The 23887-nt window shown below is 69.3% G+C and carries 1 protein-coding gene (only partly in view); it reads left to right on the top strand.

Translation table 11 applies throughout. From position 1 onward, the window contains the following. Positions 1-181 precede the first annotated feature (181 nt). On the top strand, positions 182-23887 hold the beginning of the coding sequence (locus OG332_RS07310; protein ID WP_327412677.1) for a hypothetical protein. Its footprint extends 54411 nt past the window's final position; only the first 23706 of its 78117 coding nucleotides appear in the window; the start codon lies at positions 182-184; its stop codon lies off the right edge, out of view.

Raw genomic sequence — 23887 nt, 5'->3', positions numbered from 1 at the left:
TCCTTATGAGGATCTGGCTGATGACCTCCGTGAGTTGTCGACGTCGTTGACGAGTGCGGTGTCGACGGTGGGGAATTCTCTTCCGCCGCGGGTGGCGCGGGAGTTCATTGCCGCGTTGAATTTGTTTGTTGATGATGGTGGGCGGAATCATCTTCGGGATTTCGCTGATCAGCTTGACGGGTTGGGCTGGACGCAGGTCGACCGGTCGAGGAAGCTCAGTGAGAGCAAGTACGAGATCCTCCTTGAGTTCATTTTCATGAACTTGGAGATCGCGTTGATTTTGGCGTTGTCGGTGTTCACGGGTGGGTCGTCGCTGACGCAGATCATCACCGCGAAGTCGCGTACGGCGTTGCGGATGCTGTTGATCCTCCAGCGGATGGGGCATGGGCTGGGGACGCCTGTGTCGGGTGTGATGGAGGCTTTGCAGGAGGCCTTCGTGACGTTTCTGGCGCAGGTCACCTCGATGCTGGCGCCGGAGGACACGGACCGTCGGCGGACGGCGCTGGACTGGCGTGATATCGGGAAGTCGGCTGTGTTCGGGCTGGTGGCCGGTGTGCTGGGGGGCGGGCTGGGCGAGGTCACCGCGAAGTTCACGAAGGATTTCCTGAGGGACAAGCCGCAGTGGGTGAAGGAGGTCTTCGAGGTCCCGGAGTCGTTCGTCAACGAGGGTTTCGCGGAGACCGGGGCGAAGACCCTGGTGGAGTGGATGTTCGAGGGCAAGTTCGCCGTCGACCTCGGCACGTTCGTCAGTGCTGGTACCAGCGGTGTTCTGTTCACGGTCGCGGAGGGTCTGGCGGAGTGGACCGGTCAGGCGGTCCACGACATTTTCCAGCGGAAGTTCGACGTCACCCTGCCCGACACCGTTACGAACACGAACACGGTGGTGGGTGGTGCGGGCGGTCGGGTGGACCGGCCGTCGGTGGCGTCCGGGGATCTGCCGGAACTGCCCGTGGGCGGCGGGGTCGAGATGCCGCCCGGCACCGCGGCCGGTGTCACGCGGCCGGGCGTGCCGCCCGTGGTGGTGCCGCTGCCGACCGTGGCCGCGGAAACGGTCCCGCCGGCCTTCACCGTCGGGCAGGATGTTCCGGTGGTGCCCGGTGCGGTCACGGCCGGGACCGCACCCGTTGCGCCGTTCACCGGCAGGATCGACGACACCACGCAACAGGTCCCCGCCGAGGGGGTCGTGGACCCGGGTGACGGGTTCCAGAACGACGGCACCAACGACTTCAGTGATACCGAGTCGGTCTTCAGTGACGTCAGCGCGCTCTCGGGGATCCATGGCATCCCCTCCGACCTGAGTGATGTCAGCGCCCTGTCGGACGACGTCGCCAACCTCTCCGACCTTGAGGACGTCACCACCGACTTCAGTGATACCGAGTCGGTCTTCAGTGACGTCAGCGCGCTCTCGGGGATCCATGGCATCCCCTCCGGCCTGAGTGATGTCAGCGCCCTGTCGGACGACGTCGCCAACCTCTCCGACCTCGAGGACGTCACCACCGACTTCACCGACCCGGGTACCGCTTCACCGCTCACGGGTTTCGACCCCGGCGGCCTGCCCCTGGCATCCGGCCGCGAGGCGTTCACGGCCGGAACCAGCCCCACCTGGTCCACGACCGACCCCACCCGGGCCTTCGATCCCGCAGCGGTTCCCGACCCCACGGCAATCCTCGACCCCACCACCCCGGTCCAGGACACGCCCCACACCCAGCCCCGGGACCTGCCGGTCACAGGCCTGCCGCACAGCACACCCGTGGCCGGCCTGCCCCAGGGCGCCCAGGCCCAGGACACACCCCAGGACCTGCCCGTCACAGGCCAGCCGGCCACGGACACCCCCTTCGCAGGTCTGCCGGTCACGGGCCTGCCTCAGGGCACGACGGTTCCGGGCGTGCCGGTCCACGGAGCCCCGGCCGCCGGCGTGCCGGTCACGGGAGTGCCGGACCCTCTGTCGGATCCCACCGTTGCGCCCACGGACACCCGACCCCTGCCCACCGCCGCCCAGACCGGCCTTCCCCTGCCCGCCCACTCCGCCTCCACCGCTCCCACGGGCGTGCCCGGCACGACCGTCCCGCCCACGACCACCGCCACCGCGGGCACACCGGCCGCGACCACGGGCAGCACGTCCAACGCAGCCACCCCCTCCACCCCGACGACACAGCCCGTCCCCCACACGAACACCACAGCCGCGCAGCAGCCCACAACCTCCGGCAGGACAGGCGCGGCCTCCACCACCCCCGGCCTGCCCACCACCCCCGGCCTGGTCCCCACCCAGTCCGCCGACCCCGCACCCAGGCCCGCCACCCAGCAGCCCGCCACCGATACCACCGGGGCCGCAACCGACCCCCGCGGCACGCAGACGGGCCATTCCCCCGCAGCACCCTCCCCCACAGCTCCTGCCACCACCGGCACGTACACCGTCCCGCCCCGCAAGCCCGCGCAACCGCCGAAGAAGTACACCAAGCCCCCGGTAAGCGCATGGACGGGACCCCAGCTGCGTCTTCAGCCCGTCACCAACGCACAGGGCAAGGTGACGGGAGCAATCTCATTCAACGACAACCACCTGGCACGGCGAAAAGGCAACTACGGAAAGCTGTCGGACCAGACCCAGTTCTACCAGGGCGTCCGGAACAGCGAAGGCAAGTGGGACGGCTCCTGGCAGGACCTGCCGCCGAACTTCAAGGACTCCTTCTTCCTCGGCCTGCACCACGACGAGAAGGGCTTCAAGGCCGTCGTCGAAGACCCCAACACCCCCCGCCGCCCCGGAACAGCGCCCCGCACCCGCCAGATCCGCATGAGCGCCCAAGAGCTCGGCGAACTCGTACGCCACCTCAAACCACAACTCTCAGACTTCAAGGAGATCACCCTCTTCTCCTGCACAGCCGGCGCCGACGGTGCCCACAACACCATCGCCGACGCCCAGATCGTCGCCGACATCTCCGGCCTGACCGTCAACGCCCCCACTGGAAAAGTCGCCTTCTCCGAGACGGACTCAGGCGACGGCGACCACATCACATTGCGACACGACGACGAAGGCAGAGCGACCGAATGGCGGAAATTCCAGCCCCGGAACGCCGCCGACGTGCCGCCCGATGCGACACCCCCGCCCCCCACGCCCAGCGTCCCGAACCGCCCGCAGAAAGCGGACTTGCCGCATTTCGTGGACGAACCGCTGCCCGAGGACTGGAACTCGGGCGAGCCGGAGCCCCGGACCGAACTCGCGGTCGGCACACGTACCGTGTCGGCGCCGCGCTTCCCGAATCTGTATGCCGACCCGAGGTGGGAGCCACGCAGTCGGCAGTACGAAGCCGACGTCCGGACGGCCCTCGCTGCCGACCCACAGCTGCTCACGGGGGCCAAGACGGCCGTACACGCCCTGCTGACCGTCCTGGAACAGCACTTCGGCCCCGACGCTGCGGCGCTCGCCTTCGCGCTGCCCGGTTCCAGCAGCGACGCGGATGGCCTGCGGGCATCGCTCATGGAGTGGACGAACCAGGACGACAACTCCCTCCACCTCGACCAGCTGATCACTTTGTTCACCAGGGCTGCACTCCCCGGCCCGTCCGGCAGCACACTGAGCGACGTGTGGCGCGACGGCCCACAGGCCGCGCACCCCCTCTCGCTCCAGCCTCCTGCGCTTCCTCCGCACGCGCAGACACCTCCCGACCAGGTTGCACGTGGGATCCGGATGCGGCCGGAAGCCGTCGCGAGGATCGCGTGGCTGCTGCGGGCCTACGATGCGCTGCCCATCAAGGAGGGTGATCCCACCCTGTTCCGCGAGGCACTGCTGGCCGGTCTTCCCCCAGAGGACGACTACACCTTGGCGGAGGTGCTGCACGGCTCTCGCGTGGCGGGCGTGGAACAAGGGCACGCGCCCGACATGGCGCACGAGGACGCGGCAGCGCTGTACGGGTGGGCACACGGTTTCCTGGACGCGTACAAGCGCGCGGAAACCCTCTCCGATGTGGCGGAAGCGATAGCGGCCGCGAACCTGTCCCGCGCCGACTTCCAGCCGCCCCATCACACGATGTACCGCGCCCGGCACGTCCGGTTGTTGGATGGGATGGCAGAGGGCGGAGCCATCATGACGGGATTGAGCGAACTGGTCTTCCGTCAGCGCGGCGACTCGCAAGCCCCGCGCTCCGAGCTGCTGGCCGAAGACCGCCGGCATCGGCGCGGTGCGCTGGCCGAGTGGGCCACGCGGCATGGCTCGCTCGATCTTTTGGACGCCAATCTCAACAGTGCTTACCTGTTGGCCCTCTTCCTCGCCAGCGGTGCCGATGCCCGGCTGATGGACCCGGTACTCACCGTCGGCGGTGAGCGTGCGAAAGCGCGACGTGAGAACGTGATCGAGTCCCTGGTCCAGAGGGCGCTTGGTGAACTTTCGCCGAGGGCACACCTGCCGCTGCTGTTCCTGCAAGACCAGACCTTCCGTTCGCTGCTGGGCGAAGAGGCGGGGACGCCGGAAACGCATGCCGATCGGTCAGCTCGTCTGGTGCGGCGCGGGGTGCAGATCACTGACGGACGCCTCCACGAGTTGGTTTCGCACCGCGAAATGGCTACTGAAGCCCTCGCCATGCTCCCCAAGGCGCCGCACCGGGTCATGTGGGCGAGCTGGGAGGCCGAACCGCCGCGGCCGGGAGCCAAGTTCGAGGTGCCCCCCTTCCACAGGGCGCGGAACACGCTGGCAGGAGCGATCGCCGGACTCGGCGCCCCACCCGGGGCCGGCGATTCCGTGGCGGTGGTGTGGTCGGTGGAACGATCCAACGGGCGCGACATCACCCCGCTGGGTCGCACGGCTTCGGAGGAGACGGTTCTTTTCCCCAAGCTCAGCGGATTCAAGGTGGAATCGGCCACGTCATCCGTCGACGGGGCCACCGGGACACAGTTCCTCCACGTCACTCTCAAGGACCTCCACCGCAAGGGGCCGTGGACCCCTGAGATCCTGACCTTGCCGGTGAAGGGGCCCGATCGTCTCGTGGGCTTCAGCAGCATCAACCATAGGGAATGGCGATTTTTCGAGCGCGGAGCGCCGAACTGGGACAAGGCCACCCACTGGTTCACCTCCCTGGCAGAAGGAAGGCTTGAAGACTTCGGGCGGAGAACTCCCGTCCCCTGGGACGATCGCTCGTTGTCCATCTACACCCACGCCTCACCGCGCGGGCTCTTCGCCTTGTCCCACCACGGCGTCAGGCATGTCGCAGGTACGGAGTTCGGACAACACATCAGGCGACTGGTGCAGCGCAACAAGTTGCCTCAGGACTCCCGCATCGTCCTGCTTGCCTGCCACTCGGGAGCCGAAACACTCGGTGGTGTGCCACTGGCTCAAGCAGTCGCTACGGGCAGTGGGTTGACTGTTGTCGCTCCGACCCACCTGATCCGCGTCATCGGGTCAGACACCGGCCATCCTGTGCCCATTCAGGATGTGACCTCGCCCACGAAATGGGCACGATTCAAACACTTCTCCCCCCAGTCCGGCTCCGGCGAGAGTCTCCGTACGAGCGGGCCGGCATACGCCTCCTACGCCGCATGGCTGCGCGGTCTCTACCAGGACCCGCTCTGGCCCGAACTCGGCGCAGCCTATGAACGTGCGTTGGGCCGCCGGCTCGCGGTGGCCCCGGAGGTCCGCGAAGCGGCCCACCTGATGCTTGCCGCGTGGGACGATGGAGAGGAATGGGCGTCGCAGTACGCCGACGTACTCGTCGCAGCCGCCATAGACGCCGCGGTCGCTGCCGGCGTGGTGTCGGGGGATGCAGTCCGCTCCCGCTCCCTGCAACGGGACGCCGCACGAGTCCAGCCGGGTGGCCGGGGTCTCCTGACCGCGGACACGAACCGGCAGCTCATCGTGACCACCTTCCTCATGGCTCACATGGATCGGGTGCCGGAAGAACAGGTCCCGATGGCCCGCACCGCGTTGTTCAGCTGGATGCTGGCACAGGGCCACGGCACCCTCGCTGACGCGTTCAACGGTTCTTGGCCGCTACTGACGTCTCCCATTGAAGAGACCGTCGCCCTGGGTGACGCGGCGCACCTGTACGCATGGGCTTTCGCCGAACTGGACCGCACGGACCTAGGGCGGGGGCAGACCCCTTACCAGACTCTGTACGGAATCCGGAACCAATGGCTGACGCCGGCGCTGACCGGCGGTGAGAGCATCCCCGCTGACATTGTCGGCGCGCTCCGCGGCGATGCCGCTTCCGACGGCCGCAGAAAGGCCGTGGACGCGTGGAACGAGCGGCATTCGAGTGCCTCGCCCCTGTACGCACTGACACCGGCGCACATCACTGCGCTGTACCTGCTCAGCAGCACACGCGATCGTGACCTGCTGGACGTGAAGTTCACCGCCCCTCACCCCGGGCTTGCACTCCGCGCCCACCAGGCAGTCCGCCGCGGCCTCAACTCGCTCCGGGCCGCCCAGGGCGGGCCCGCCTTCCCGCTCCTCCTGATGCGTCACGCTTCGTTCCGCGCTGTGGTCGAGCAGACCATGCTGGCTGCCGAGGCAGGCAGGCCTCCTGCCGATGGCGGATGGAAGGCTGCGGCAGAGGCCCTGCGCCTCCAGGTCGACGGGCTGGAATCGGAGTTGCGCGACGCGGTCCCCGTGCACCTGGCCATGGCAGCCGAAGCCCTCCAGCTGCTCCCACCCGTCAACTCGTCGGTCTGGTACACCGCGTGGCTGCCCAGCAACGCCGGCACCTTCGTCGTCCCGCAGTTCCAGGCGGTGTCACTGGATGAGGGCGGTACTCGCTCCGCTCTCCCCGGGGTACCCGCGGGCGAGGACGGCCACTGGACACTCATCGAGGTGGCCGACTCCTCGGCACGGGACATATCCTTCGCCGCGGCGCAGCCCGCCCTACAGCCCGCGATCTACGCGGCCGGAACGGAGCTGCGCCTCGGCCAGGGTGCCTGGCGGGAGGACGACCACGGCCGGTACTGGTATGTGACGGCCACGGAAACGACGTCCGTCAAGCAGTATCCCGCCCCGACCGGCATCGTGCCGGGGTCCTCCGCAGATCAGGAACGCCAGGACGAGGCCGGTCCCTCCACCCACGTGAAGGCGACCGGGGCCGGCCCGCAGGCTGAGCCTGAGGAAGCGGACTGGAACAGCGGTTCCGACATCGATGAGGAAGAGGGGCTGCCTTCGCAGGAGGACCTCGACGCTGTTTATGAAGTAGCGGTGGGGAAGGTTCTGGTCGCCGACCCGCGTCTGGTCGGCACCGCGCGCCAGGCGCTCAAGGCCCTGTTCACCTACATCACCTCGCATACTGACGCGACCGTCGAGGTCAGTGCGGTGTTCGTCCCGCCGGGCACGCGCAATACAGATGAGCTGCTGAAGAAGCTGCTCGATCCCGAGGGCGATGCCGACCCCAGGTTGGTCTTCGGTGCTTTCGCCGTGGCGGCTTACGGGCATCCCTCGTCGCCTCACACGTTGAGTGCGTTGTGGGCTTCGGATCCCGGGCTGAATCCGGGGGGCGTGCCGCTGGCGCCCGCCGGCAGAGAGCCGGCGGCTGCCATGGCGTGGCTGTTGCGCGTCTACAAGGCCTTGGACGTGGCGGTGTCCGATCCGCTGGCATTCCGGGATTTCCTGATGGGCGTGATGCTCAGGGACAAGCGGATGAGCATGGTGGAGGCGTTCGGGGCGGCGCAGCAGGTGGGTGTGCGGGATCCGGCGGAGCCCGATGTCCGTGAGGCGGACACGGTCACCCTCCACAGCTGGGCCGACCACGCATTCGGCCTGGTGAAGCGCTTGGCGGGTCTGCGGCTCCCGGCCGGTTTCGACAAGGGTGATCTGAGTTTGCCGCACCGTGTGCGGTACGCGTTGTCGACCGGGTGGCTCACTGAGCGCCTCACGGGCGCTCCCGTGCTGGCGGAGATCGCGGCGCTGACCCGTGTTCCGGGACCGGTCGGGCGCTACGCGCAGTTCGGTGCCCTGGCGGCTACGACGGCGGATGCGGTCGGCCGGGTGGCTGTGCGGCGGGATGCTTTGCGGGCGTGGGTGTTGCGGCACGGGAATCCGTTCATCCTGAGCAATGTGCGCGTGGAGCATGTGCCTGCTTTGTATCTGGCGGCTGGTGTGGATGGGGTGTTGCTGCGGGGTGAGCTGGATGAGGGTGTGGCGGCGCTGTATCCGCTGGTGCGGTCGGTGCTGGGTGAGGCGTTCGGGTCGGGGGATGTGCGTGCCGCGGTGCCGCTGATCCTGCGGCGGCGGGGCATCGAGGAGCTGCTGTCGCGGGCGGAGGCGGTTCCTGCCGTCGCGCCTGACCGGCGGGTGCTGCTGGCCGGGCTGGCGGGCCGGGCGGCTGAGCTGGTGCTGGGCGGGGGTGAGGGGCTGCTCGGTGAGCTGGTGCGGCACCGGGAGATGGCGGTGGAGGCGGTCGAGCTGCTGCCGGCGGTTCTGGGGCCGGTGTGGTGGGTGGGTTCCGGGGGTCAGACGGTGTCCGGGGTTCCTGCTTTGCACCGGGCGGGCACGAGCCGGGATGCGGTGCTGCGGGAAGCGGCCGTTGCCGGTGCCGGTGCCGTTGCTGGTGGTGTGGATGGTCTGGTGCTGTATGAGGTCCGGGATTCCACGGCGCGTGATGTGGCGGTGTTCGCACCCGACCCCGGTGCCCGGCCGGCGTTGTTCGCGCAGGCGACGGAGTTGCGGGAGGTGTCGCGTGGGGTGGTGTTCGACGCGGCTACCGGTCAGCGGTACACGCATGTGGTCCTTGCCGAGGTTCCCGCTCCGCTCCCGGTCCGCGAGTGGGACCGGGAGATCATCACCCGTGCCACTGCCCGCCCTGGCACCGACCGCGTCATCGGAGCCGACGCCATACCACCGACAGAGGTGGATGTGCGGCTCCACCGCACGGCCGAGATCTTCTTCGACATACGCCACTACGATAGAGTTGACGAGTTTGTCCGGGTCGTCGCCTCCTCTATCCCGCTCCCGTGGAACGAAGCGGGTGACGGCTTCGTCCTCATTTCCCATGTGACCCATGGGATGTTCTTTGGGCTCGGCTCCCGGCGTGGCCGTCGCAGCGCGACGGGCGGGGAGGTCGGCGATTTCCTGCGAGTGCTCCTCGAACGCTACCGGCCGGGAGAGTGGGGGCTCACCCTGGTCCTCCTCGGGTGCCGGGCGGGCCAGTCGCTTCCCGGGTTTGACGCGCTGGGCCAGACGGTGGCGGACGCCAATCCGCGCCACGTTGTGTGGGCACCGAACACCCTTGCCGCGACAGCCGGTTTCGCGGGCGGTAGGTTGGGGCTGGGGCTGAGGCACGAATCGGGTGATCCGGAGCCGCTTTGGGTGCGGTTCACGGGGCGCGGGCCGGAGGCGATTGCCGAGGCGGGGCGGGCGGCGGATGCCGTCTTCGGTGGGCGGCCGGGGCGTTACGATGTGTTCTTCGGCTCGCAGCGGTGGCAGGAGCTGACCCGGCAGTACGAGGACGCCCTGGGCCGCGCGCTGGCCCGCAACCAGGCGGTGGTCGAGGGCGGGCGTGTCCTCCTTCAGAAGTTGTATGGGAGCTACCTGGAGGAGACGGGGGACCCGGGCCGGGCCCTGCGGATGCTGCTGCCCCAGGTGGACATGTCCGTGCGCGGCGAGGAGGAGTGGAGGGCGCACCTCCTCCAGCCGGGGTCCGGGGCCACGCTGGAGGAGATCGTCAGTGCCCTGGCCGCAAGCCTGGGCGGGGTCACATCGGTCACACCGAGAGACAAGGACACTCCCGGCTTCCACGAGCTGCGGACCCGGGGGTTCCTCGCCGTCGGGGACCCGGCCTTGCCGCGCACGATCGTGAACGGGATGAAGAAGCGCCTCCTTCTCACCGACGTGCACATGCAGTTCCTGCGAGCGGTGCTGATGGCCGGCCTGCTCCCGGACAACCGCTATTCCCTCTACGACCTGTTCGAGGCGTCAGTGGGCTCCGAAACGGCCCAGGGCTTGGAGATGTCGCTGCTGTACGGGGACGCGGTGAACCTGTATGAGTGGACGGAGGCGCTCCTCGGTCCCGACCTGTTGCCGTGGAGCCCGGAGTATCCGTTCGTTGATCTGCCTCACCGCACCGCGTATCTCGAGTTGGCGGGTTCGCTTACCGGGGGCCGTGCCGGGGTGGAGGTTTCCGGGAGTGTCGCGCATCGGGCTCAGGCGTTGGCGCTTCATGTGGTCAGTGGTCCTGATGGTCCCCTTCTGGCCGCTGACGGTGGCCCTGCCGGGCAGGTGCGGGAGCTTGAGCGTGTGGTGGTGCGTGCGGCGGACGGTGGGGGCGGGTTCCCGTCGCTGCTGATGCGCGACGAGGCTTTCGCCGCTCTGGCGGGTGCGCATGCTGGTACGGCGCCGGGGTCGCGTGCTGCTTCGCGGGCTGCTTTGGTGGAGCGGGCTGGTGAGCTGGCGCAGGGCCTGCTGGGGGAGGCCGCGGCGCACCGGGCGATGGCGTTGGAGGCGCTGGCCTCGTTGCCTCCCGCCGATGGTGCTGCGGGGTCGGTGTGGGTGGCGATGGCCGGTCCGGGCGAGCGGGTGGGGAGTCTGGTGGTCGCCGGGCTTCAGGCCGGCACGCGGGATCAGCGGCTGGCGATGCGGGAGGTTGCGGCACTGCCCGGTGGGCGGCGGATGCTGGTGGAGGTGGAGGTGGGGTCCTCGCCGTCGCTGCGGGACATCTCCCGCTACGCGCAGCGGCCCGAGACGTTCCCGTACCTGTTCGCGGGGCAGACCGTGCTGACGGTCAGTGACTGGCAGGAACGCCAGGACGAGAGTGGTCCCTACACCCATGTGAAGGCGACCGGGGCCGGCCCGCAGGCCGAGCCCGAGGAGGCGGACTGGAACAGTGGTTCCGACCTTGATGAGGAAGAGGGTCTGCCTGCGCAGGAGGACCTCGACGCTGTTTACGAAGTAGCGGTGGGGAAGGTTCTGACCGCCGACCCGCGTCTGGTCGGCACCGCGCGCCAGGCGCTCAAGGCCCTGTTCACCTACATCACCTCGCGTACTGACGCGACGGTTGAGGTCAGTGCGGTGTTCTTCCCGCCGGACACGCGCAATACAGATGATCTGCTGGCGAAGCTGCTCGATCCCAAGGGCGATGCCGACCCCAGGGTCGTCTTCGCTGCTTTCTCCCTGGCGGCTTACGGGCATCGCTCGTCGCCTCACACGTTGAGTGCGTTGTGGGCTGCGGATCCCGGGCTGAATCCGGGGGGCGTGCCGCTGGCGCCCGCCAGCAGAGAGCCGGCGGATGTCATGGCCTGGCTGTTGCGCGTCTACAAGGCCTTGGACGTGGTGGAGTCAAATCCGCTGGGATTCCGTGATGTCCTGATGGGCGGGATGCTCAGGGGCAAGCGGATGAGCATGGTGGAGGCGTTCGGGGCGGCGCAGCAGGCGGGTGTGCGGGATCCGGCGGAGCCCGATGTCCGTGAGGCGGACACGGTCACCCTCCACAGCTGGGCCGACCACGCATTCGAACCGGTGAAGCGCTTGGCGGGTCTGCGGCTCCCGGCCGGTTTCAACAAGGGGGACCTGAGTTTGCCGCACCGTGTGCGGTATGCGTTGTCGACCGGGTGGCTCACTCCGCAGCTCACGGGCGGTCCCGTGCTGGCGGAGATCGCGGCGCTGACCGGTGTTCCGGGACCGGTCGGGCGCTACGCGCAGTTCGGTGCCCTGGCGGCTACGACGGCGGATGCGGTCGGCCGGGTGGCTGTGCGGCGGGATGCTCTGCGGGCGTGGGTGTTGCGGCACGGGCACCCGTACATCCTGAGCAGCGTGCACGTGGAGCATGTGCCTGCTTTGTATCTGGCGGCTGGTGTGGATGGGGTGTTGCTGCGGGGTGAGCTGGATGAGGGTGTGGCGGCGCTGTCTGCGTTGGTGCGGTCGGTGCTGGGTGAGGCGTTCGGGTCGGGGGATGTGCGTGCTGGGGTGCCGCTGATCCTGCGGCGGCGGGGCATCGAGGAGCTGCTGTCGCGGGCGGAGGCGGTTCCTGCCGTCGCGCCTGACCGGCGGGTGCTGCTGGCCGGGCTGGCGGGCCGGGCGGCTGAGCTGGTGCTGGGCGGGGGTGAGGGGCTGCTCGGTGAGCTGGTGCGGCACCGGGAGATGGCGGTGGAGGCGGTCGAGCTGCTGCCGGCCGTTCTGGGACCGGTGTGGTGGGTGGGTTCCGGGGGTCAGACGGTGTCCGGGGTTCCTGCTCTGCACCGGGCCGGCACGAGCCGGGATGCGGTGCTGCGGGAAGCGGCCGTTGCCGGTGCCGTTGCTGGTGGTGTGGATGGTCTGGTGCTGTATGAGGTCCGGGATTCCACGGCGCGTGATGTGGCGGTGTTCGCGCCGGATCCCGGTGCCCGGCCGGCGTTGTTCGCGCAGGCGACGGAGTTGCGGGAGGTGTCGCGTGGGGTGGTGTTCGACGCGGCTACCGGTCAGCGGTACACGCATGTGGTCCTTGCCGAGGTTCCCGCTCCGCTCCCGGTCCGCGAGTGGGACCGGGAGATCATCACCCGCGCCGCTACCCGCCCTGGCACCGACCGCGTCATCGGCGCCGACGCCATATCACCATCACAGCAGCATGTGGTGCTCCACCGTATGGCCGAGGTCTTCTTCGACATACGGCAGTATGAGCTGTTTCGAGGGTCAAGCCGGCTCGCTGTCCCCTCTGTTCCGGTCCCGTGGAACGAAGCAGGTGACGGCTTCGTCCTGAGTTCCCATGCGACCGTGGGGATGTTCTTTCCGCTCGGCTCCCGGCGTGGCCTTCGCAATGTGACGGGCGGGGAGGTCGGCCGTCACCTGGGAGAGCTCCTCAGACGCCACCGGCCGGGAGAGAAGGGGCTCGCCCTGGTCCTCTTCGCGTGCCGGCCGGGCCAGTCGCTCCCCGGGTTTGACGCGCTGGGCCAGACGGTGGCGGACGCCAATCCGCGCCAGGTCGTGTGGGCACCGAACGTCGTCAGCAACGAACGCGGTGTGTACCCCGGCGAAATCGGTGTGGGCGCCGCTGGAGTGGGATTGGGCCTGGCCCGCGATTCGGGTGATCCGGAGCCGCGTTGGGTGCGGTTCACGGGGCGGGGGCCGGAGGCGATTGCTGCGGCGGCCCGGGCGGCGGATGCCGTCTTCGGTGGGCGGCCGGGGCGTTACGATGTGCTCTTCGGCTCGCAGCGGTGGCAGGAGCTGACCCGGCAGTACGAGGACGCCCTGGGCCGCGCGCTGGCCCGCAACTCGTCGCTGGTCGAGGGCGGGCGTTCCCTCCTTCAGAAGCTGTATGGGAGCTACCTGGAGGAGACGGGGGACCCGGGCCGGGCCCTGCGGATGCTGCTGCCCCAGGCAGACATGTCCGTGCGCGGCGAGGAGGAATGGAGGGCGCACTACCTCCAGCCGGGGGCCGGGGCCACGCTGCTGCAGGTCGTCATGGTCCTGGCTGCAAGCCTCGGTGGGGGCACATCGGCCAGACCGAGAGACAAGGACACTCCCCGATTCCACGAGCTGCGGGCCCGGGGGTTCCTCGCCGTCGGGGACCCGGCCTTGCCGATCGCGATCGTGGACGGGCTGAAGAAGCGCATCCTTCTCAACGACGGGGGCGTGCGGGGCCTGCGAGCGGTGCTGATGGCAGGTCTGCTCCCGGACAACCGCTATTCCCTCTACGACCTGTTCGAGGCGTCAGTAAGCTCCCAAACGGCCAGGGGCTTGGAGCTGTCGCTGCAGTACGGGGACGCGGTGAACCTGTATGAGCGGACCGAGCAGCTCCTCCGCCCCAACGGGTTGCCGTGGAGCCCGGAGCATCCGTTCGTTGATCTGCCTCACCGCACCGCGTATCTCGAGTTGGCGGGTTCGCTTACCGGGGGCCGTGCCGGGGTGGAGGTTTCCGGGAGTGTCGCGCATCGGGCTCAGGCGTTGGCGCTTCATGTGGTCAGTGGTCCTGATGGTCCCCTTCTGGCCGCTGACGGTGGCCCTGCCGGGCAGGTGCGGGAGCTTGAGCGTCTGGTGGTGCGTGCGGCGGACGGTGGGGGCGGGTTCCCGTCGCTGCTGATGCGCGACGAGGCTTTCGCCGCTCTGGCGGGTGCGCATGCTGGTACGGCGCCGGGGTCGCGTGCTGCTTCGCGTGCTGCTTTGGTGGAGCGGGCTGGTGAGCTGGCGCGGGCCGTGCTGCGGGAGGCCGCGGCGCACCGGGCGATGGCTTTGGAGGCGCTGGCCTCGTTGCCTCCCGCCGATGGTGCTGCGGGGTCGGTGTGGGTGGCGATGGCCGGTCCGGGCGAGCGGGTGGGGAGTCTGGTGGTCGCCGGGCTTCAGGCCGGCACGCGGGATCAGCGGCTGGCGATGCGGGAGGTTGCGGCACTGCCCGGTGGGCGGCGGATGCTGGTGGAGGTGGAGGTGGGGTCCTCGCCGTCGCTGCGGGACATCTCCCGCTACGCGCAGCGGCCCGAGACGTTCCCGTACCTGTTCGCGGGGCAGACCGTGCTGACGGTCAGTGACTGGCAGGAACGCCAGGACGAGAGTGGTCCCTACACCCATGTGAAGGCGGCCGAGGCCGGCCCGCAGGCTGAGCCCGAGGAGGCGGACTGGAACAGTGGTTCCGACATCGATGAGGAAGAGGGTCTGCCTGCGCAGGAGGACCTCGACGCTGTTTATGAAGTAGCGGTGGGGAAGGTTCTGACCGCCGACCCGCGTCTGGTCGGCACCGCGCGCCAGGCGCTCAAGGCCCTGTTCGCCTACATCACCTCGCGTACTGACGCGACGGTTGAGGTCAGTGCGGTGTTCTTCCCGCCGGGCACGCGCAATACAGATGATCTGCTGGCGAAGCTGCTCGATCCCAAGGGCGATGCCGACCCCAGGGTCGTCTTCGGTGCTTTCGCCGTGGCGGCTTACGGGCATCGCTCGTCGCCTCACACGTTGAGTGCGTTGTGGGCTGCGGATCCCGGGCTGAATCCGGGGGGCGTGCCGCTGGCGCCCGCCGGCAGAGAGCCGGCGGATGTCATGGCCTGGCTGTTGCGCGTCTACAAGGCCTTGGACGTGGTGGAGTCAAATCCGCTGGGATTCCGTGATTTCTTGATGGGTGTGATGCTCAGGGACAAGCGGATGAGCATGGTGGAGGCGTTCGGGGCGGCGCAGCAGGCGGGTGTGCGGGATCCGGCGGAGCCCGATGTCCGTGAGGCGGACACGGTCGCCCTCCACAGCTGGGCCGACCACGCATTCGAACCGGTGAAGCGCTTGGCGGGTCTGCGGCTCCCGGCCGGTTTCAACAAGGGGGACCTGAGTTTGCCGCACCGTGTGCGGTATGCGTTGTCGACCGGGTGGCTCACTCCGCAGCTCACGGGCGGTCCCGTGCTGGCGGAGATCGCGGCGCTGACCGGTGTTCCGGGGTCGGTCGGGCGCTACGCGCAGTTCGGTGCCCTGGCGGCTACGACGGCGGATGCGGTCGGCCGGGTGGCTGTGCGGCGGGATGCTCTGCGGGCGTGGGTGTTGCGGCACGGGCACCCGTACATCCTGAGCAGCGTGCACGTGGAGCATGTGCCTGCTTTGTATCTGGCGGCTGGTGTGGATGGGGTGTTGCTGCGGGGTGAGCTGGATGAGGGTGTGGCGGCGCTGTCTGCGTTGGTGCGGTCGGTGCTGGGTGAGGCGTTCGGGTCGGGGGATGTGCGTGCTGGGGTGCCGCTGATCCTGCGGCGGCGGGGCATCGAGGAGCTGCTGTCGCGGGCGGAGGCGGTTCCTGCCGTCGCGCCTGACCGGCGGGTGCTGCTGGCCGGGCTGGCGGGCCGGGCGGCTGAGCTGGTGCTGGGCGGGGGTGAGGGGCTGCTCGGTGAGCTGGTGCGGCACCGGGAGATGGCGGTGGAGGCGGTCGAGCTGCTGCCGGCCGTTCTGGGGCCGGTGTGGTGGGTGGGTTCCGGGGGTCAGACGGTGTCCGGGGTTCCTGCTTTGCACCGGGCGGGCACGAGCCGGGATGCGGTGCTGCGGGAAGCGGCCGTTGCCGGTGCCGTTGCTGGTGGTGTGGATGGTCTGGTGCTGTATGAGGTCCGGGATTCCACGGCGCGTGATGTGGCGGTGTTCGCGCCGGATCCCGGTGCCCGGCCGGCGTTGTTCGCGCGGGCGACGGAGTTGCGGGAGGTGTCGCGTGGGGTGGTGTTCGACGCGGCTACGGGTCAGCGGTACACGCATGTGGTCCTTGCCGAGGTTCCCGCTCCGCTGCCGGTCCGTGAGTGGGACCGGGAGATCATCACCCGTGCCACTGCCCGCCCTGGCACCGACCGCGTCATCGGCGCCGAGGCCGTGTCGCCGTCACAGCAGCATGTGCGGTTCCACCGCACGGCCGAGGTCTTCTTCGACATACGGCAGTATGAGCTATTTGAAGGGTCAAACCGTCTCGCCGTTCCTTCTGTTCCGCTCCCGTGGAACGAAGCGGGTGACGGCTTCGTCCTGAGTTCCCATGCGACCGTGGGGATGTTCTTTCCGCTCGGCTCCCGGCGTGGCCTTCGCAATGTGACGGGCGGGGAGGTCGGCCGTCACCTGGGAGAGCTCCTCAGACGCCACCGGCCGGGAGAGAAGGGGCTCGCCCTGGTCCTCTTCGCGTGCCGGCCGGGCCAGTCGCTCCCCGGGTTTGACGCGCTGGGCCAGACGGTGGCGGACGCCAATCCGCGCCACGTTGTGTGGGCACCGAACGTCATCAGCAACGAATTCGGTGTGGGCGCCGCTGGAGTGGGAGTCGGCCTGGTGCCCCAATCGGGTGATCCGGAGCCGCTTTGGGTGCGGTTCACGGGGCGCGGGCCGGAGGCCATTGCCGAGGCGGGGCGGGCGGCGGATGCCGTCTTCGGTGGGCGGCCGGGGCGTTACGATGTGCTCTTCGGCTCGCAGCGGTGGGAGGAGCTGACCCGGCAGTACGAGGACGCCCTGGGCCGCGCGCTGGCCCGCAACTCGTCGCTGGTCGAGGGCGGGCGTTCCCTCCTAAAGGGGCTGTATGGGAGCTACCTGGAGGAGACGGGGGACCCGGGCCGGGCCCTGCGGATGCTGCTGCCCCAGGCAGACATGTCCATGCGCGGCGAGGAGGAATGGAGGGCGCACTACCTCCAGCCGGGGGCCGGGGCCACGCTGCTGCAGGTCGTCATGGTCCTGGCTGCAAGCCTCGGTGGGGGCACATCGGCCAAACCGAGAGACAAGGACACTCCCGGCTTCCACGAGCTGCGGGCCCGGGGGTTCCTCGCCGTCGGGGACCCGGCCTTGCCGATCGCGATCGTGGACGGGATGAAGAAGCGCCTCGTTCTCACCGACGGGGGCGTGCAGTTCCTGCGAGCGGTGCTGATGGCCGGCCTGCTCCCGGACAACCGCTATTCCCTCTACGACCTGTTCGAGGCGTCAGTAAGCTCCCAAATGGCCAGGGGCTTGGAGCTGTCGCTGCAGTACGGGGACGCGGTGAACCTGTATGAGCGGACCGAGCAGCTCCTCCGCCCCGACCTGTTGCCGTGGAGCCCGGAGCATCCGTTCGTTGATCTGCCTCACCGCACCGCGTATCTCGAGCTGGCGGGGTCGCTCACCGGGGGCCGTGCCGGGGTGGAGGTTTCCGGGAGTGTCGCGCATCGGGCTCAGGCGTTGGCGCTTCATGTGGTCAGTGGTCCTGATGGTCCCCTTCTGGCCGCTGACGGTGGCCCTGCCGGGCAGGTGCGGGAGCTTGAGCGTCTGGTGGTGCGTGCGGCGGACGGTGGGGGCGGGTTCCCGTCGCTGCTGATGCGCGACGAGGCTTTCGCCGCTCTGGCGGGTGCGCATGCTGGTACGGCGCCGGGGTCGCGTGCTGCTTCGCGTGCTGCTTTGGTGGAGCGGGCTGGTGAGCTGGCGCGGGCCGTGCTGCGGGAGGCCGCGGCGCACCGGGCGATGGCTTTGGAGGCGCTGGCCTCGTTGCCTCCCGCCGATGGTGCTGCGGGGTCGGTGTGGGTGGCGATGGCCGGTCCGGGCGAGCGGGTGGGGAGTCTGGTGGTCGCCGGGCTTCAGGCCGGCACGCGGGATCAGCGGCTGGCGATGCGGGAGGTTGCGGCACTGCCCGGTGGGCGGCGGATGCTGGTGGAGGTGGAGGTGGGGTCCTCGCCGTCGCTGCGGGACATCTCCCGCTACGCGCAGCGGCCCGAGACGTTCCCGTACCTGTTCGCGGGGCAGACCGTGCTGACGGTCAGTGACTGGCAGGAACGCCAGGACGAGAGTGGTCCCTACACCCATGTGAAGGCGGCCGAGGCCGGCCCGCAGGCTGAGCCCGAGGAGGCGGACTGGAACAGTGGTTCCGACATCGATGAGGAAGAGGGTCTGCCTGCGCAGGAGGACCTCGACGCTGTTTACGAAGTAGCGGTGGGGAAGGTTCTGGTCGCCGACCCGCGTCTGGCCGTGACGGCGCGCTGGGCGCTCAAGGCCCTGTTCACCTACATCACCTCGCGTACTGACGCGACGGTTGAGGTCAGTGCGGTGTTCTTCCCGCCGGGCACGCGCAATACAGATGAGCTGCTGAAGGAGCTGCTCGATCCCAAGGGCGATGCCGACCTCCGGTTCGTCCTCGCTGCTTTCTCTCTGGCGGCTTACGGGCATCGCTCGTCGCCTCACACGGTGAGTGCGTTGTGGGCTTCGGATCCCGGGCTGAATCCGGGGGGCGTGCCGCTGGCGCCCGCCGGCAGAAAGCCGGCGGATGTCATGGCGTGGCTGTTGCGCGTCTACAAGGCCTTGGAAATGGCGGAGCCCGATCCGCTGGGATTCCGGGATTTCCTGATGGGCGTGATGCTCAGGGGCAAGCGGATGAGCATGGTGGAGGCGTTCGGGGCGGCGCAGCAGGCGGGTGTGCGGGATCCGGCGGAGCCCGATGTCCGTGAGGCGGACACGGTCGCCCTCCACAGCTGGGCCGACCACGCACTCGTGCCGGAGGGGCGCTCGGCGAGTGTGCGGCTCCCGGCCGGTTTCGACAAGGGTGATCTGAGTCTGCCGCACCGTGTGCGGTACGCGCTGTCGACCGGGTGGCTCACTCCGCAGCTCACGGGCGGTCCCGTCCTGGCGGAGATCGCTGAGCTGACCCGTGTTCCGGGACCGGTCGGGCGCTACGCGCAGTTCGGTGATCCGACGGCTACGACGCCTGTGCGGCGGGATGCGTTGCGGGCGTGGGCGTTGCGGCACGGGCACCCGTACATCCTGAGCAGCGTGCACGTGGAGCATGTGCCTGCCCTGTATCTGGCGGCTGGTGTGGATGGGGTGTTGCTGCGGGGTGAGCTGGATGAGGGTGTGGCGGCGCTGTATCCGCTGGTGCGGTCGGTGCTGGGTGAGGCGTTCGGGTCGGGGGATGTGCGTGCTGGGGTGCCGCTGATCCTGCGGCGGCGGGGCATCGAGGAGCTGCTGTCGCGGGCGGAGGCGGTTCCTGCCGTCGCGCCTGACCGGCGGGTGCTGCTGGCCGGGCTGGCGGGCCGGGCGGCTGATGTGGTGCTGGGCGGGGGTGAGGGGCTGCTCGGTGAGCTGGTGCGGCACCGGGAGATGGCGGTGGAGGCGGTCGAGCTGCTGCCGGCCGTTCTGGGGCCGGTGTGGTGGGTGGGTTCCGGGGGTCAGAGCGTGTCCGGGGTTCCTGCTCTGCACCGGGCGGGCACGAGCCGGGATGCGGTGCTGCGGGAAGCGGCCGATGCCAGCGCCGTTGCCGGTGGTGTGGATGGTCTGGTGCTGTATGAGGTCCGGGATTCCACGGCGCGTGATGTGGCGGTGTTCGCACCGGATCCCGCTGCCCGGCCGGCGTTGTTCGCGCAGGCGACGGAGTTGCGGGAGGTGTCGCGTGGGGTGGTGTTCGACGCGGCTACCGGTCAGCGGTACACGCATGTGGTCCTTGCCGAGGTTCCCGCTCCGCTGCCGGTCCGTGAGTGGGACCGGGAGATCATCACCCGCGCCGCTACCCGCCCTGGCACCGACCGCGTCGTCGGAGCCGACGCCATGCCGCTATCACAGCTGCATGTGCGGTACAACCGCACGGCCGAGGTCTTCTTCGACATACGGCAGTATGAGCTATTTGAAGGGTCAAACCGTCTCGCCGTTCCTTCTGTTCCGCTCCCGTGGAACGGATCGGGTGACGGCTTCGTCCTGAATGCGCATGCGGCCGCTGGGATGTACTTCGACCTCGGCTCCCGGCGTGGCCGTCGCAGGGTGACGGGCGGGGAGGTCGGCCATTACCTGGGAGAGCTCCTCAGACGCTACCGGCCGGGAGAGAAGGGGCTCGCCCTGGTCCTCTTCGCGTGCCGGCCGGGCCAGTCGCTCCCCGGGTTTGACGCGCTGGGCCAGACGGTGGCGGACGCCAATCCGCGCCACGTTGTGTGGGCACCGAACGTCATCAGCAACGAATTCGGTGTGGGCGCCGCTGGAGTGGGAGTCGGCCTGGTGCCCCAATCGGGTGATCCGGAGCCGCTTTGGGTGCGGTTCACGGGGCGCGGGCCGGAGGCCATTGCCGAGGCGGGGCGGGCGGCGGATGCCGTCTTCGGTGGGCGGCCGGGGCGTTACGATGTGCTCTTCGGCTCGCAGCGGTGGGAGGAGCTGACCCGGCAGTACGAGGACGCCCTGGGCCGCGCGCTGGCCCGTTACCCGTCGCTGGTCGAGGGCGGGCGTGTCCTCCTAAAGGGGCTGTACAAGAGCTACCTGGAGGAGACGGGGGACCCGGGCCGGGCCCTGCGGATGCTGCTGCCCCAGGCGGACATATCTGAGGGCCGCGAGGAGGAGTGGAGGGCGCACTTCCTCCAGCCGGGGGCCGAGGCCACGCTGGAGGAGATTGTCAGTGCCCTGGCCGCAAGCCTGGGCGGGGTCACATCGATAACACCGAGAGACAAGAACACTCCCCGATTCCACGAGCTGCGGACCCGGGGATTCCTCGCCGTCGCGGATCCGGCCTTGCCGATCGCGATCGTGAACGGGCTGAAGAAGCGCCTCGTTCTCACCGACGTGGACGTGCGGATCCTGCGAGCGGTGCTGATGGCCGGCCTGCTCCCGGACAACCGCTATTCCCTCTACGACCTGTTCGAGGCGTCAGTAGACTCGGTCGGGGGCTTGGAGCTGTCGCTGCAGTACGGGGACGCGGTGAACCTGTATGAGCGGACCAAGCAGCTCCTCCGCCCCGACCTGTTGCCGTGGAGCCCGGAGTATCCGTTCGTTGATCTGCCTCACCGCACCGCGTATCTCGAGCTGGCGGGTTCGCTTACCGGGGGCCGTGCCGGGGTGGAGGTTTCCGGGGGTGTCGCGTATCGGGCTTATGTGCTGGCGCTTCATGTGGTCAGTGGTCCTGATGGTCCCCTTCTGGCCGCTGAGGGCGGCCTCGCCGGGCAGGTGCGGGAGCTTGTGCGTTCGGTGGTGCGTGCGGCGGACGGTGGGGGCGGGTTCCCGTCGCTGCTGATGCGCGACGAGGCCTTCGCCGCTCTGGCGGGTGCGCATGGTGGTGTGGCGCCGGGGTCGCGTGCTGCTTCGCGGGCTGCTTTGGTGGAGCGGGCCGGTGAGCTGGCGCAGGTCGTGCTGGGGGTGGCTGCGGCGCACCGGGCGATGGCGTTGGAGGCGCTGGCCGCGTTGCCTCCCGCCGATGGTGCTGCGGGGTCGGTGTGGGTGGCGATGGCCGGTCCGGCCGAGCGGGTGGGGAGTCTGGTGGTCGCCGGGCTTCAGGCGGGAACGCGGGATCAGCGGCTGGCGATGCGGGAGGTTGCGGCACTGCCCGGTGGGCGGCGGATGCTGGTGGAGGTGGAGGTGGGGTCCTCGCCGTCGCTGCGGGACATCTCCCGCTACGCGCAGCGGCCCGAGACGTCCCCGCACTTGTTCGCGGGGCAGACCGTGCTGACGGTCAGTGACTGGCAGGAACGCCAGGACGAGAGTGGTCCCTACACCCATGTGAAGGCGGCCGAGGCCGGCCCGCAGGCTGAGCCCGAGGAAGCGGACTGGAACAGCGGTTCCGACCTTGACGAGGAAGAGGGTCTGCCTGCGCAGGAGGACCTCGACGCTGTTTACGAAGTAGCGGTGGGGAAGGTTCTGGTCGCCGATCCGCGTCTGGTCGAGACGGCGCGCCAAGCACTCAAGGCCCTGTTCGTCTACATCACCTTGCGTACTGACGCGATGGTTGACGTCAGTGCGGTCTTCTTCCCGCCGGGCACGCGCAATACGGATGAGCTGCTGAACAGTCTGCTCGATCCCAAGGGCGATGCCGACCCCGGGCTTCTCTTCACTGCCTTCTCCTGGGCGGCTTTCCAGCATCGCTCGTCGCCTCACACGGTGAGTGCGTTGTGGGCGTCGGATCCCGGGCTGAATCCGGGGGGCGTGCCGCTGGCGCCCGCCGGCAGAGAGCCGGCGGATGTCATGGCGTGGCTGCTGCGCGTCTACAAGGCCTTGGAGATGGAGGATCCCGATCCGCTGGGATTCCGGGATTTCCTGATGGGTGTGATGCTCAGGGGCAAGCGGATGAGCATGGTGGAGGCGTTCGGGGCGGCGCAGCAGGCGGGTGTGCGGGATCCGGCGGAGCCCGATGTCCGTGAGGCGGACACGGTCACCCTCCACAGCTGGGCCGACCACGCACTCAACCCGGAGGGGCGCTCGGCGAGTGTGCGGCTCCCGGCCGGTTTCGACAAGGGTGACCTGAGTCTGCCGCACCGTGTGCGGTACGCGCTGTCGACCGGGTGGCTCACTCCGCAGCTCACGGACGCTCCCGTGCTGGCGGAGATCGCGGAGCTGACCGCTGTTCCGGGACCGGTCGGGCGCTACGCGCAGTTCGGTGATCCGACGGCTACGACGCCTGTGCGGCGGGATGCGTTGCGGGCGTGGGCGTTGCGGCACGGGCATCCGTTCCTCCTGCGGAACGTGCGCGTGGAGCATGTGCCTGCTCTGTATCTGGCGGCTGGTGTGGATGGGGTGTTGCTGCGGGCTGGACTGGATGAGGGTGTGGCGGCGCTGTATCCGTTGGTGCGGTCGGTGCTGGGTGAGGCGTTCGGGTCGGGGGATGTGCGTGCTGGGGTGCCGCTGATCCTGCGGCGGCGGGGGATTGAGGAGCTGCTGTCGCGGGCGGAGGCGGTTCCTGCCGTCGGGCTGGACCGGGGGGTGGTGCTGGCGGGGCTGGCGGGCGGGGCGGCTGATGTGGTGCTGGGCGGGGGTGAGGGGCTGCTCGGTGAGCTGGTGCGGCACCGGGAGATGGCGGTGGAGGCGGTCGAGCTGCTGCCGGCCGTTCTGGGGCCGGTGTGGTGGGTGGGTTCCGGGGGGCAGAGCGTGTCCGGGGTTCCTGCTCTGCACCGGGCGGGCACGAGCCGGGATGCGGTGCTGCGGGAAGCGGCCGTTGCCGGTGCCGTTGCCGTTGCTGGTGGTGTGGATGGTCTGGTGCTGTATGAGGTCCGGGATTCCACGGCGCGTGATGTGGCGGTGTTCGCGCCGGATCCCGCTGCCCGGCCGGCGTTGTTCGCGCGGGCGACGGAGTTGCGGGAGGTGTCGCGTGGGGTGGTGTTCGACGCGGCTACCGGTCAGCGGTACACGCATGTGGTCCTTGCCGAGGTTCCCGCTCCGCTCCCGGTCCGCGAGTGGGACCGGGAGATCATCACCCATGCCACTACCCGCCCTGGCACCGACCGCGTCATCGGAGCCAACGCCATGCCGCTATCACAGCAGCATGTGCGGTTCCACCGCACGGCCGAGATCTTCTTCGACATACGCCAGTTCGATACAATTGAAGGCTCACACCGGGTCATCGCCTCCTCTATCCCGGTCCCGTGGAACGGATCGGGTGACGGCTTCGTCCTGGCTTCCCATGTGGCACAGGCGATGGTTTTCACGACTGGCTCCCGGCGTGGCCTTCGCAGGGTGACGGGCGGGGAGGTCGGCCATTACCTGGGAGAGCTCCTCAAGCGTTACCGGCCCGGGGAGGAGGGGCTGCCTCTGGTCCTCTTCGCGTGCCGGCCGGGCGAGTCGCTCCCCGGGTTTGACGCGCTGGGCCAGACGGTGGCGGACGCGAATCCGCGCCAC

The sequence above is a fragment of the Streptomyces sp. NBC_01233 genome, assembly GCF_035989305.1.
In the GTDB taxonomy this organism is placed as follows: Bacteria; Actinomycetota; Actinomycetes; order Streptomycetales; family Streptomycetaceae; genus Streptomyces.
The sequence above is the reverse complement of the archived record's forward strand: the minus strand, read 5'-3'. Positions and strand labels throughout refer to the sequence as shown.